This window comes from Microbacterium sp. Root280D1, from assembly GCF_001428975.1.
Lineage (GTDB): Bacteria > Actinomycetota > Actinomycetes > Actinomycetales > Microbacteriaceae > Microbacterium.
The window spans coordinates 380,010-393,513 of record NZ_LMJK01000003.1; the positions used below are offsets into that span (position 1 = coordinate 380,010).

General features: G+C 66.4%; 13 protein-coding genes and 1 pseudogene. 13 read left to right on the forward strand and 1 reads right to left on the reverse strand.

Features of this window, described 5'->3' with window-relative positions:
* Window positions 1-38: 38 nt before the first annotated feature.
* The 13 genes and pseudogenes from ASE34_RS14300 to ASE34_RS17930 form a co-directional block, all read left to right on the forward strand.
* A complete protein-coding gene (locus ASE34_RS14300; protein WP_053097514.1) occupies window positions 39-1,247 on the forward strand; it encodes a maltose ABC transporter substrate-binding protein in 1,209 nt (402 codons plus the stop codon).
* A 66-nt stretch (window positions 1,248-1,313) separates the two neighbouring features.
* Window positions 1,314-2,918, forward strand: coding sequence for an ABC transporter permease subunit (locus ASE34_RS14305; RefSeq protein ID WP_056279698.1), 1,605 nt, complete (start codon window positions 1,314-1,316; stop codon window positions 2,916-2,918).
* A 1-nt stretch (window position 2,919) separates the two neighbouring features.
* A complete protein-coding gene (locus ASE34_RS14310) occupies window positions 2,920-3,846 on the forward strand; it encodes a sugar ABC transporter permease (RefSeq protein ID WP_056279700.1) in 927 nt (308 codons plus the stop codon).
* A 72-nt stretch (window positions 3,847-3,918) separates the two neighbouring features.
* The gene (locus ASE34_RS18035; protein WP_171821933.1) at window positions 3,919-4,071 is read left to right on the forward strand and encodes a hypothetical protein; all 153 of its coding nucleotides are present in this window, start codon (window positions 3,919-3,921) and stop codon (window positions 4,069-4,071) included.
* A gap of 98 nt (window positions 4,072-4,169) precedes the next feature.
* Window positions 4,170-5,207, forward strand: coding sequence for a hypothetical protein (locus ASE34_RS14315; protein WP_056279702.1), 1,038 nt, complete (start codon window positions 4,170-4,172; stop codon window positions 5,205-5,207).
* Between the two features lie 8 nt (window positions 5,208-5,215).
* On the forward strand, window positions 5,216-5,707 hold the full coding sequence (locus ASE34_RS14320) for a hypothetical protein (protein ID WP_056279704.1): 492 nt from the start codon (window positions 5,216-5,218) through the stop codon (window positions 5,705-5,707).
* A gap of 59 nt (window positions 5,708-5,766) precedes the next feature.
* Window positions 5,767-6,414, forward strand: a complete 648-nt coding sequence (locus ASE34_RS14325) for a hypothetical protein (RefSeq protein ID WP_053099216.1) — start codon at window positions 5,767-5,769, stop codon at window positions 6,412-6,414.
* A gap of 220 nt (window positions 6,415-6,634) precedes the next feature.
* Window positions 6,635-7,003 carry a 30S ribosomal protein S12 gene (rpsL, locus tag ASE34_RS14330; protein WP_013584051.1) on the forward strand — a complete coding sequence of 123 codons (369 nt, stop codon included), beginning with the start codon at window positions 6,635-6,637 and terminating at the stop codon, window positions 7,001-7,003.
* Window positions 7,004-7,008: 5 nt separating this feature from the next.
* Window positions 7,009-7,479, forward strand: a complete 471-nt coding sequence (rpsG, locus tag ASE34_RS14335; protein ID WP_050722490.1) for a 30S ribosomal protein S7 — start codon at window positions 7,009-7,011, stop codon at window positions 7,477-7,479.
* Window positions 7,480-7,564: 85 nt separating this feature from the next.
* Window positions 7,565-9,685 (forward strand): elongation factor G, encoded by a 2,121-nt coding sequence (gene fusA, locus ASE34_RS14340; RefSeq protein ID WP_053097509.1) that lies wholly within the window; start codon window positions 7,565-7,567, stop codon window positions 9,683-9,685.
* A gap of 148 nt (window positions 9,686-9,833) precedes the next feature.
* Window positions 9,834-11,024 carry an elongation factor Tu gene (tuf, locus tag ASE34_RS14345; RefSeq protein WP_053097508.1) on the forward strand — a complete coding sequence of 397 codons (1,191 nt, stop codon included), beginning with the start codon at window positions 9,834-9,836 and terminating at the stop codon, window positions 11,022-11,024.
* Between the two features lie 183 nt (window positions 11,025-11,207).
* Entirely contained in the window at window positions 11,208-11,870 is a 663-nt protein-coding gene (locus tag ASE34_RS14350; RefSeq protein ID WP_056279707.1) for a VanZ family protein, read from the forward strand.
* Window positions 11,871-12,039: 169 nt separating this feature from the next.
* Window positions 12,040-13,311, forward strand: a pseudogene (locus ASE34_RS17930) (polysaccharide pyruvyl transferase family protein); the annotation flags it as partial.
* Between the two features lie 71 nt (window positions 13,312-13,382).
* On the opposite strand, the gene ASE34_RS18370 reads toward ASE34_RS17930, so the two are convergent.
* A complete protein-coding gene (locus ASE34_RS18370; protein ID WP_350223955.1) occupies window positions 13,383-13,484 on the reverse strand; it encodes a hypothetical protein in 102 nt (33 codons plus the stop codon).
* Between the last annotated feature and the right edge of the window lie 20 nt (window positions 13,485-13,504).

The window sequence follows — 13,504 nt, forward strand, 5'->3', positions numbered from 1 at the left end:
TCCTTGCAGGCCACCAGTACTCAGAGAGGCACACACCAATGAAGGTGAACAAGAGGGGCATCGTCGCCGCCGGCGTCATCGCGATCGTTTCGACTCTTTCCCTGGCCGGTTGCTCGACCGCGACCGACGGCGGCGACGCATCCGAGGGTGAGAACGGCGGCACGCTGACCGTCTGGGTCGACGCCGAGCGCGTCGACGCGCTGCAGAGCGCCGCCGACTCCTACGAGGAGAAGACCGGAGTCAAGGTCGAGCTCGTCGGCAAGTCCGTCGACGACATGAAGGACGACTTCATCCAGCAGGTGCCGACCGGCAAGGGCCCCGATGTGGTCATGGGCGCGCACGACTGGCTCGGAGAGCTCTCGACCAACGGCGTGGTCGCCCCGCTCGAGCTCGGCGACTCGTCGGCCGACTACCTGCCCGTCGCCCTTCAGGCGGCGACCTACGACGGAACCGTCTACATGCTTCCCTACGCGGTCGAGAACATCGCCGTGCTGCGCAACGCCGACATGGTGCCCGCCGCCGCGACGAGCTTCGACGACATGGTCTCGAAGGGCGCGTTCGTCGTCGAGCAGGGCACCGAGGGCAACCCGTACCACCTGTACCCGTTCCAGACGGCGTTCGGCGCTCCGGTCTTCGGCACCGACGACTCGGGCAGCTACGACTCCGCAGATCTGCAGCTCGGCAGCGAGGGCGGAACGGCCTTCGCCGACTGGCTCGCCGCTCAGGGCGCCGCAGGCACGCTGAACACCGACGTCGACGGCGAGATCGCCAAGCAGCAGTTCCTCGACGGCACCGCGTCCTTCTGGCTGACCGGCCCGTGGAACGTCGGCGCCGCAGTCGACGCCGGCATCAACGTCGCGATCGACCCGATCCCCAGCCCCACGGGTGAGACCGCGTCGCCGTTCGCCGGTGTCAAGGGCTTCTTCGTGAGCTCCGAGTCGAAGAACAAGGTCGCCGCGAACGACTTCCTCGTGAACTACATCGGCACCGAAGAGGTGCAGCTCGAGCTGTTCGAGGCCGGCAACATCCTCCCCGCGCTGACGGCCGCCGCCGATTCCGCCGCCTCCGACCCGATCATCGCCGGCTTCCAGGCCGTCGGTGCGGATGCCGTCCCGATGCCCGCGATCCCCGCGATGGGATCGGTCTGGGAGTTCTGGGGCGTGGCCGAGGCCGCGATCATCAACGGCTCCGACCCGGCGTCGACGTGGCAGAAGCTCGTCGACGACGTCACCGCAGCGATCAAGTAACACACCCAGCACCATCCCTGCCGGGGCGGACCTCGTCCGCCCCGGCAGCTCGACGACGGGGACGAGATGACAGACACCGCCGAGCCCACGGCTCCACTCACCAAGCGCCAGCGCCAGGCCGCCGGCATCGCCGAGGCCGCATCCGGGCCGATCGGCTGGATGCTCCTGAAGATCCTGCTGCTGGCGATCGTCGACGCCATCGCGCTGTATGCGGCGTTCGTCCTCTTCGGGCAGCAGGAGTGGCTGGTGCTCGGCCTGGTCGTGGCCGTCACCGTGCTCGTCAACTACATCTACTTCTCGCGCAAGCGCATCCCCGCGAAGTACCTCACGCCCGGCATCATCTTCCTGATCATCTTCCAGGTGTTCACGCTGCTGTACACCGGGTACATCGGCTTCACCAACTACGGCACCGGCCACAACGGCACGAAGGACCAGGCGATCTCGTCGCTCCTCGCCTCCGCCCAGGAGCGCGTCGAGGACTCCCCGACGTACCCGGTCACGGTCGTCGAGCAGTTCGGCACCTACGGCCTGCTGGTGACCGATCCCGACTCCGGCGACGCGCTGCTCGGCACGGCCGAGCAGCCCCTGGAGGAGGTCGACGCCGAGTTCGACGGCGACCAGGCTGTGGCCGTCGACGGCTGGACCACGCTGCCCCTCGCGAAGGTGTTCACGCTCTCGGAAGAGCTGGAGAAGCTCTCGGTGCCGTTCAGCGACGACCCCAACGACGGCAGCCTGCGTGCGCCCGACGGCCAGAAGGGCTACCTGTACGTCTCGACGCTCGAGTACGACGCGGATGCCGACACCATCACCGACACCACGACCGGCGCGGTGTACTCCGACACGGGGGAGGGCTCGTTCATCGCCGAGGACGGCGCCGAGCTGCTTCCCGGCTGGCAGACCACCGTCGGGTTCGACAACTTCGTGCGCGCGGTGACCGACGACTCGATCCGCGGCCCGCTCATCTCGGTGACGATCTGGACCTTCGTGTTCGCGGTGCTCTCCGTGGCGACGACGTTCTTCCTCGGCCTGCTCCTCGCGCTGGTGTTCAACAACACGCGGATGCGGTTCCGCAACGGGTACCGGATCATCCTGATCCTCCCGTACGCATTCCCCGCGTTCCTCTCCGCGCTCGTCTGGGCCGGGATGATGAACGAGAGCTTCGGCTTCATCAACCAGGTGATCTTCGGGGGAGCGGACATCCCGTGGCTCACCGATCCGAACCTCGCGAAGGTCTCGGTGCTGCTGGTGAACCTCTGGCTCGGCTTCCCCTACATGTTCCTCGTCTGCATGGGCGCCCTCCAGGGCATCCCCGAAGACGTCAACGAGGCCGCGGTGATGGACGGCGCCAACCCGTGGCAGGTCTTCCGGCGCATCAAGCTTCCGCTGCTGCTCGTCACGGTGGCGCCGCTGCTGATCTCGTCGTTCGCGTTCAACTTCAACAACTTCAACCTGATCTACATGCTGACCAAGGGCGGGCCGCGGTTCGACGATGTCAGCATCCCGGTCGGGCACACCGACATCCTGATCTCGATGGTCTACAAGGTGGCTTTCACGGGGCAGTCCCGCGACTACGGCCTCGCCTCCGCGTTCACGATCCTGATCTTCATCGTGGTCGCGACGATCTCGATCATCAGCTTCCGCAAGACCAAGGCCCTCGAGGAGCTGAACTGACATGAGCACCACGGACATCGGCACCACCGCCCGCCCCGTCGCCGTCGAACAGGACCTCGCGCCGCGTCGCCGCAGCTTCGGCGCATGGTTCGCCGACACCGGATGGCGCCATGTGGTCGCCATCGTCGTCAGCGCCTTCGCGCTGTTCCCGCTGCTGTACGTCGTCTCGGCCTCGCTCAATCCGAGAGGAACACTGACCGGATCGAACCAGCTGTTCTCGGCGTTCGGCTTCGACAGCTACGTGCGCATCCTGAGCGACCCGCAGAACCCCTACGGGCTGTGGTTCCTGAACACGCTCGTCATCGCCGTGGTCACGGGAGCCGTGACGGTGTTCATCGGCGCCCTCGCGGCATACGCCTTCTCGCGCATGCGCTTCGCGGGTCGCCGCATCGGCCTCGTCACGATCGTCGTCGTGCAGATGTTCCCGCAGCTCCTCGCCGTGGTCGCGATCTTCCTGCTGATGTCGACGCTGGGGGACTGGTTCCCCGCGATCGGACTGAACACGCACACGGGGTTGATCCTCGTCTACCTCGGCGGCGCGCTCGGGGTGAACACCTATTTGATGTACGGGTTCTTCAACACCCTGCCGATGGAGCTCGATGAAGCGGCGCGCATCGACGGCGCCGGACACGCGCGCATCTTCTTCACGATGATCCTGCCGCTGGTCGCGCCGATCCTCGCGGTCGTCGCGCTGCTGTCGTTCATCGGCACGGTGAACGAGTACGTGATCGCGAGCGTCATGCTCGTCGATGTCGAGCAGCAGACCCTGGTGGTCGGTCTCACCAAGCTCGTCGCCAACCCGCGATACGCGGACTGGTCGGCCTTCTCGGCCGGCGCGGTGATGGCCGCCATCCCGGTGATGATCCTGTTCCTGTTCCTGCAGCGGTACATCGTCGGCGGACTGACCGCGGGCGCCACGAAGGGCTGATCCGCGATCATGGTCGCAGCGTTCGCGGCGTTGCGATCACCCGTCGTGCGACGGCGGCCGTAGCGTGATGACATGACGCGTGTGGCGGGGCGGAACGTGGCGATCAGCTGGGTCGCCGGAGTGCTGTGCGCGGGCGTGATCGGCGCTCTCGTCTGGTTCTCGATGCCGATCGTGCCGGTCGTCGCATCGTTCGTCGGCGACACCCTCCGTTCGACGCTTCCCTAGCGATCACGGGCTGCACGACACGTCGGCACGCCTCCCTCGGGGTGCGGTCGGGCGGCGGTAATCTCGCAATGCACACATCCGATGAGAGGCGCACCCCCATGAGTGACCCCGAGGTTCCCCAGCCCGAGCGGCCGAAGGACGTCAACGACGTCGTCGACAGCGCGAACGCTGGACTCGACGCCGCCGCCGCAGCGGGTGCAGGCGTGCATGGCACGCCCGCGGACGCTGCGCACGACACGTCGGCTCCGACACCTGCCCAGCCCGCCGTCGACCCGGATGTCGCCGCGTTCGAAGCCGCCGAGAAGGATCACCCCGGTACCTTCGCGACGCCCGAGCTCAACGACCCGAAGTACCTCGACGCAGACGCCACGACGACGTCGCGGAACACGGATGCCGACACGACGAAGTCGTTCGGCACGGATGCGGACGCACCCCCCGCCTACACGCCGCCGGTCGCGCACGAGCAGTCCGCTCTCGCCGGAGCCGCGTACTCGTCGGCCGACAACACCGAGACCCGGATCGTCCCGTCCGAGCCTGCCGCCGCCGAACCGGTCATCGCGCCGGTCCAGCAGCAGCCGATCTTCGTCCAGGCTCCCGAGCCGCCCCGCGAGCGGGGAAACCGCGGCACCGCCGGTGCGATCGGTCTGCTCGCTACCGTCGCCTTCGCGATCCTCTACCTGGGTGCGACGCTCGGCCTTCGTGCCGTCGCGGGTGACATCACGGGCGAGAACATCGGCGAAGCGGCTCTCGCTCCGCTGATGACCTGGGGCTTCTGGGTCCCCGTCGTGGTGTTCTTCCTCGGCTTCTGGCTTCTCGGAGCGTTCATCAACCGCGGACGCTGGGGTCTCTGGGTGGTCTTCGGCATCATCGTCGGGCTCATCGCCTACGGCGGACACATCCTCGGTGCTCTCTTCGAGGCGCCGTTCTGGCTGCTCACGGCTCGGGAGGGGAGCGAGCTCATCGGTGCCCAGCTCTTCCACCCGCTCGCCATCGCGGCGTTCGTCTTCGGCCGCGAGCTGACCATCTGGTTCGGCGCGTGGGTCGCCCGCAGCGGGGCGCGCAAGACCGAGCTCAACGCCGAGGCGCAGCGTGAGTACGAGCGCACGCTCGAGGCCGGTCCGACGCTCTCGAGGTAATCACGAACATGTCATCGCCGAACCCCCGTGGACCCGCGTCCCCGGGGGTTTCGGCCATCCTGGCTCTGGTTCTCGCCGCGATCAGCTTCTTCGCCCTGGCGGTGTTCGGCCTCGGCGCGCTGAGCGTGGCCACCGACCGGGACATCATCGCCGTCCCTGGCCTGGGGCAGGTGCCGGGAGCGGTCGGGATGCTCGCGGCGGTGGTGGCGTTCGCGCTGTCGCTCTGGGGGTCGCTGCGGCGATCGCATCCGTCGTTCCTCGCGGCGCCCGCCGTCGCGCTGGCCACGGCGCTCGCGCATCTGGTCGTCCTCTGGATCGCGGTCGCGGTCGCGAGCGGTGACCTGATCGTCGCGACGGTCGTCGCGGGCGATCTCGTCCGTGGCGGGGCGAGCGCGGTGCTGTTGGCCGCCGGGGCCATCGCCGCCTGGGGCGGCATCGCGCTGCGCCGCACGCGCGCGCAGCAGCCGCAGTGGCCGTGGGAGCGCGACGACGAGGAATGACGCCCCGCCGTCGAGACGAAATCTCGGCAGCAGCGGTGCACGCGCCGTACGCTCTACGTGTGGAGCGCTCGTTGGAGACGCAGGTCGACCAGGCCGTCGAGGCCTGGTTGCGGTGGGTGCCGCGCTGGGAGCCGGCGACCCATCGTGGTCGGGTCGCGCCCTGTCGGCGTTGCCTGGGCTCGCCGATCCTGTCGGCGGCGGGCATCGGCTCGAACACGCCGCACGGCGTGCAGCACGGCCTCTCGACTCGGATCAAGACGATCGTCGACCATGCCGTGGCCGAGTACACCGCAAGAAACCTCCCGATGCTCCAGCGCGAGCTCGACCAGCAGGCCGCACGGAACCGGGCGCGCAGCTACCGTCCGGCCGACGGGCTGGATCCGGAGTTCGACGGACTCCCGCTCGATCCGGAGCCGGTCCCCGGTGCGCCGTTCCTCTTCACGATCGCGGGACTGGCGGACGAGGCGGTCGACGATCTGCCGCCGTTGCCGCCGCTGAGCGACGAGGCGAAGGTGGCGCTGCGACAGGAGGTGGCCCTCGCCGACGAGTACGCGAACATGGTCGGCCGTGAGATCTGCGGCATCCTGCTGCGCCACCGCATCTACATCCAGGCCGCGATCTCGCAGCATGTCGAGCCGCAGATCGAGGCGCTGCTCGCCGAGCTCACCGATTCGCTCGACTCCCCGTTCGACTCGGACCAGGCCTAGCGACCGCCGCTGAGCGGCCTTCATTTGACCACCACGTTACGCGGCATTACACTTGATCAGGTGTGTGCACGTCTCGACGTGCGCGCTGGGCGTCGGCACCATGCCGGTCCGCCCCCACGGCATACCCACCACCACAAAGGCTCGTCGATTCCGGCGTGCCGGTGGGTCACTGATGTGAAACCCATCACGCTGTCACCGTGCAGCATTATGAGGAGAGAACGTGCCAACCATTCAGCAGTTGGTTCGCAAGGGTCGCTCGCCCAAGGTCTCGAAGACCAAGGCGCCTGCACTCAAGTCGAACCCGCAGCAGGCCGGGGTCTGCACCCGCGTCTACACCACCACCCCGAAGAAGCCGAACTCGGCGATGCGCAAGGTCGCTCGTGTGAAGCTCCGCAACGGCACCGAGGTCACCGCCTACATCCCCGGTGAGGGTCACAACCTCCAGGAGCACTCGCTGGTGCTCGTCCGTGGAGGCCGTGTCAAGGACCTCCCCGGTGTCCGTTACAAGATCGTCCGTGGCGCCCTGGACACCCAGGCCGTCAAGAACCGTAAGCAGGCTCGCAGCCGCTACGGCGCAAAGAAGGGCTGAGTCCAATGCCTCGTAAGGGTCCCGCCCCCAAGCGTCCCGTCGTCAACGACCCGGTATACGGCGCTCCGATCGTCAGCCAGCTGGTCAACAAGATCCTGGTCGACGGCAAGAAGTCCCTCGCCGAGTCGATCGTCTACAACGCCCTCCGTGGCGTCGAGGCGAAGAACGGTCAGGACGCCGTCGCCACTCTGAAGAAGGCGCTCGACAACGTGCGCCCGACTCTCGAGGTCAAGAGCCGCCGCGTCGGTGGCTCGACCTACCAGGTTCCGGTCGAGGTCAAGCCGCACCGCGCGAACACCCTCGCGCTGCGCTGGCTCGTCAGCTACGCCAAGGGTCGTCGTGAGAAGACGATGACCGAGCGTCTCCAGAACGAGATCCTCGACGCGTCGAACGGTCTCGGTGCAGCGGTCAAGCGCCGCGAGGACACGCACAAGATGGCCGAGTCGAACCGCGCGTTCGCTCACTACCGCTGGTAAACAGCTTCGCCCGCCCCCGATCACACATCAGGGGCGGGCACCCCCCTCTTCGCAGTACGACTGCACAAAAGATAAGGACACTCCTGTGGCACAAGACGTGCTCACCGACCTGAGCAAGGTTCGGAACATCGGCATCATGGCTCACATCGATGCTGGCAAGACCACCACGACCGAGCGCATCCTGTTCTACACGGGCGTCAACCACAAGCTCGGCGAGACCCACGACGGTGCCTCGACCACCGACTGGATGGAGCAGGAGAAGGAGCGCGGCATCACGATCACGTCTGCCGCCGTGACCTGCTACTGGAACAAGAACCAGATCAACATCATCGACACCCCCGGTCACGTGGACTTCACGGTCGAGGTGGAGCGCTCGCTCCGCGTCCTCGACGGTGCTGTCGCCGTCTTCGACGGCAAGGAGGGCGTCGAGCCCCAGTCCGAGACCGTGTGGCGTCAGGCCGACAAGTACAACGTCCCCCGCATCTGCTTCGTCAACAAGATGGACAAGCTCGGCGCGGACTTCTACTTCACCGTCGACACCATCATCAACCGCCTCGGCGCCAAGCCGCTGGTCATCCAGCTGCCCATCGGTGCGGAGAACGACTTCATCGGCGTCGTCGACCTCGTCGAGATGCGCGCGCTCGTCTGGGCGGGTGACTCCAAGGGTGACGTCACCATGGGTGCCTCCTACGAGATCCAGGAGATCCCGGCCGACCTCAAGGAGAAGGCCGACGAGTACCGTCAGCAGCTCCTCGAGACGGTCGCCGAGACCGACGACGCGCTGCTCGAGAAGTTCTTCGGTGGCGAGGAGCTGACCGTCGCCGAGATCAAGGGCGCGATCCGCAAGCTCACCGTGGCTTCCGAGATCTACCCGGTCCTCTGCGGTTCCGCGTTCAAGAACCGTGGCGTGCAGCCGATGCTGGATGCCGTCGTCGACTACCTCCCGAACCCGCTCGACGTGGGCTCGATCGAGGCGCACGACCCCAAGGACTACGACACGATCATCGAGCGTCACCCCGACGCGAAGGACCCGTTCGCGGCTCTCGCGTTCAAGGTCGCCGTGCACCCGTTCTTCGGTCGCCTGACCTACGTCCGCGTCTACTCGGGACAGCTCGACTCCGGCGCTGCGGTCATCAACTCGACCAAGGGCAAGAAGGAGCGCATCGGGAAGATCTTCCAGATGCACGCCAACAAGGAGATCCCGGTTCCCTCGGTCACCGCCGGCAACATCTACGCCGTCATCGGTCTGAAGGACACCACCACCGGTGACACCCTCACCGACCCGGCCTCGCCGGTCGTCCTCGAGTCGATGACGTTCCCCGAGCCCGTCATCGAGGTCGCGATCGAGCCGAAGACCAAGGCCGACCAGGAGAAGCTGGGTGTCGCCATCCAGAAGCTCGCTGAAGAGGACCCGACCTTCCGCACGGAGCTCAACCCCGAGACCGGTCAGACGACCATCAAGGGCATGGGCGAGCTGCACCTCGACATCCTCGTCGATCGCATGAAGCGCGAGTTCAACGTCGAGGCCAACGTCGGCAAGCCGCAGGTGGCGTACCGCGAGACGATCCGCAAGGGCGTCGAGAAGTACGACTACACGCACAAGAAGCAGACCGGTGGATCGGGTCAGTTCGCGAAGATCCAGTTCAACATCGAGCCGCTCGACCTCGACGACGAGAAGACGTATGAGTTCGTCAACGCGGTCACCGGTGGTCGCATCCCGCGTGAGTACATCGGCTCGATCGATGCCGGCTTCCAGGACGCGATGAACGTCGGCGTGCTCGCCGGATACCCCATCGTGGGTGTCAAGGCGACCATCGTCGATGGTGCTGCTCACGACGTCGACTCCTCGGAGATGGCGTTCAAGATCGCAGGATCGATGGGCATGAAGGAAGCCCTTCGTCGGGCGAACCCGGCGCTTCTCGAGCCGCTCATGGCGGTCGAGGTGCGTACTCCCGAGGAGTACATGGGCGACGTCATCGGCGACCTGAACTCGCGTCGTGGCCAGATCCAGTCGATGGAGGACGCCGCAGGCGTCAAGGTCGTCCGTGCACACGTCCCGCTGTCCGAGATGTTCGGCTACATCGGCGACCTGCGCTCGAAGACCTCGGGCCGCGCCGTCTACTCGATGGAGTTCAACAGCTACGCTGAGGTTCCCCGCGCTGTGGCCGACGAGATCGTCCAGAAGCACCAGGGCGGCGGCGAGTAACACTTTCCTGGGAGCCGGGTTCACGCCCGGCTCCCAGGTCCCCTACAACTTCACATTCCCTCTCTACTAAACTGAGAACCTAACCCGTAGAGATCCGGTCGCAATCCAGTGCCCGGTGACCTCTACACGACGTCCTGAGGAGGACCAAGTGGCTAAGGCCAAGTTCGAGCGGACCAAGCCGCACGTCAACATCGGAACCATCGGTCACGTCGACCACGGCAAGACCACGCTCTCCGCAGCGATCTCGAAGGTGCTTGCTGACAAGTACCCCTCCGACACGAACGTGCAGCGCGACTTCGCTTCCATCGACTCGGCGCCGGAAGAGCGCCAGCGTGGAATCACCATCAACATCTCGCACATCGAGTACGAGACCCCGAAGCGCCACTACGCGCACGTTGACGCTCCCGGCCACGCCGACTACGTCAAGAACATGATCACCGGTGCTGCTCAGATGGACGGCGCGATCCTCGTGGTCGCCGCCACCGACGGCCCGATGGCTCAGACGCGTGAGCACGTGCTGCTCGCCAAGCAGGTCGGCGTCCCCTACCTGCTCGTCGCACTGAACAAGGCCGACATGGTCGACGACGAGGAGATCCTGGAGCTCGTCGAGCTTGAGGTCTCCGAGCTGCTCGCCTCGCAGGGCTTCGCCGAGGACGCTCCTGTCGTCCGCGTCTCCGCTCTGAAGGCACTCGAGGGTGACGAGAAGTGGACCCAGTCCATCCTCGACCTCATGGAGGCCGTCGACAACAACGTTCCCGACCCCGTGCGCGACAAGGACAAGCCGTTCCTCATGCCCGTCGAGGACGTCTTCACGATCACCGGTCGTGGAACCGTCGTCACCGGCCGCGCCGAGCGTGGCACGCTGGCCATCAACTCCGAGGTCGAGATCGTCGGACTCCGTCCGACCGTCAAGACCACGGTCACGGGTATCGAGATGTTCCACAAGCAGCTCGACGAGGCATGGGCCGGCGAGAACTGTGGTCTCCTGCTCCGTGGCACGAAGCGTGAGGACGTCGAGCGCGGTCAGGTCATCGTCAAGCCGGGTTCGGTCACGCCGCACACCGACTTCGCCGGTACCGCGTACATCCTGTCCAAGGATGAGGGTGGGCGTCACAACCCGTTCTACACGAACTACCGCCCGCAGTTCTACTTCCGCACCACCGACGTCACCGGCGTCATCACGCTGCCCGAGGGCACCGAGATGGTCATGCCCGGCGACACCACCGACGTGACGGTCGAGCTGATCCAGCCGATCGCCATGGAGGAGGGCCTCGGCTTCGCCATCCGTGAGGGTGGACGCACCGTCGGCGCCGGTACGGTCACGAAGATCATCAAGTAAGCATCTGCTTTCTCGCACAGGGGTCGGGCCTTCGGGTCCGGCCCCTGTGTCGTACCCGGGGCAGTGGGCCTCGGGGCGGTTTCTCGGTGACTTCGCGGCGAGATGCGATCGACGATCGATAGCATGGCCCGAGTCTGTCCGCAGGCGTCGTCGCCCGGCCCCGGGCATGAGAGGAACGCGACCATGACACAGATCCACGTGGGACCGCCGCCTCCGCGAAGCCATGCGCGGCTGTGGATCTCGACGCTGCTGCTCATCGTCTACTCCGCCTTCGTGCTGCTGGTGACGATGTGGCCGCAGCCCGAGCAGCTCGAGTTCGACAGCATCGCCGGGCGCGTGCTCCGCGCACTGCACAACCTCGGGGTGCCCGAGCGGTTCGGCTACAACGAGCTGGAGTTCGTCGCCAACATCGGCATGTTCGTGCCGCTCGGATTCCTGCTCGGACTCGCGCTCGCGCGCAAGGCCTGGTGGCTCGCGATCTTCCTGCTGCCGGCTTTCTCCGGAGCGATCGAGTTCACGCAGGGCATCGCCCTGGACGAGCGCGTGTCTACCGTTCTCGACGTGCTGTCGAACACGGTCGGCGGGTACCTGGGGCTGCTGCTCGCGATGATCCTGAGGGCGATGATCCACGCCAGAGATCGCACCATGATCGAACGCGAGCTGTGGGAGCGTCGCGCTGCCGCGGCCGAACTGCAGCGCCAGAATGAGGCTCGAGCGGCTGCTCGCTCGTCCGAGGGCGCACGGCAGGCTGCGGTGTGGGCGGAGGAGCCCGACCCGGTGACCCGCGTCTTGGACGCGGACTTCTGGGAGACGGGCGACGCTCCTACGGTGCGGATTCCTGTCTGAGGCGCGAGCAGGCGTCAGGTCGAGTCGTCGGAAATCTCGGACGGTCACCGTTCTGACCGATATTCTCCAGGACTGTAGGCTGATCACAGCCGTATCCGGTGCAGCCGCGCCACCCCCTGACCGTCGATCGAAGTTGCTGGCCCGCGCCCGTGGGCTCTGAAGGAGTTTTATGTCCCGCTACACGGGTCGCGATATCGCGTCTGCCGCCGTGTTCCTCGTGGGGGGCAGCATCGCCGCCACCCTCGCGCTCGTGGGGTTGACCGACTGGGCGGTCGCCGTGGTCGCCATCCTGGCCGCACTGATCGGCGTGTTCGCCCAGCTTCAGTTCGCCAGTCGACGAGGCGCCATCCGCCGGTTGGGCCAGCTCTCCCGCTCGGCCCGCACCGCAGCGGATCAGACGGCGGACGTCGCACGAGGTCTCGTCTCCGACATCTCACTCAGCCGGAGGGAACTCTCAGCTGTGAAGTCGGAGGTGGCCGGCGTGCACAGCGAGCTCGCCGCGCTGCGCGAGTCTCTCGAGAAGCAGGTCGCGTCCGGCACGCCCGCGCTCCCTAAAGCGAGCGAGCAGCGGACAGCGAAGGCCGTCACCGCACCGGCCCCTGTCGCCACGAAGCAGGTCAGTGCCCAGACCCCGGCGACCAAGAAGTCGATCGGACTCGTCGGGTTCTTCGGTCACGGCAACTACGGTGATGAGCTGTTCGTCGATGTCTTCCAGCAGTTCCTCGCTCCGACGTTCGACATCCAGATCATCCCTGACCTCGAGCGCCAGCCCTACTTCAGCCGTCCCGTGGAGGAGAAGGTCGCTGAGGTCGATGCCATCGTGATGGGCGGCGGCGATCTCGTCCAGCAGTGGAACACCGACCCGCGCTACTTCGATCGCACCTACCTCCAGAAGCCGTTCTACGTGGCCGGAGTGGGAGTGCCGATCTATCACGGCTCCGAGAAGCACAAGGAGAAGCCGCACATCATCAACCGTCTGCGGAGCTTCTTCGGCCACGAGAACGTTCAGCTGATCGGGATGCGCGACGATTTCGGTGCGAACTGGATCCGCGAGAAGCTCGAGCCCACCGCACCGGTGACGAGTGAGCCGGACATCGTCTGCTCGCTCGACCTGCCCGAGGTCAAGAAGCCCGCAGGGCAGCCCATTCTCGGCATCGTCACGCGCCAGCGGCGCGTCGACACGCCTGACGACTACACGAAGCTCGAAGAGCTGGCCGCACACGCGAAGCGGCGTGGATTCCGCATTCGTCACATCATCCTCGGCACGGGTTCGGTGGGCGAGCGCGACTTCGCGAACGCTCCGGCGCTTCAGGTCGAGGACAAGGAGGTCGTGCACTCCGAGGACCTCGACGTCCTGACCCGCGCGATCGGCGAGTGCACCGTGCTCGCGAGCATGAAGTTCCACGGGACAGTCGTCGCGACCATGTACGGCGTGCCGTCGATCGTCCTGGTGCCCACGAACAAGAACCGCGCGTTCATGGAGCGCATCGGGCGGAGCGAGCTCGTCGCGGCTCACCACTCCGACAAGCTGATCGAGATCTTCGGTGAGACAGGCCCCGCTCCGATCGATCCGCAGCAGGTGGCTATGCTGCGCGAGAGGTCCACGGCCTTCATGAACCGTCTCCGCGACCAGC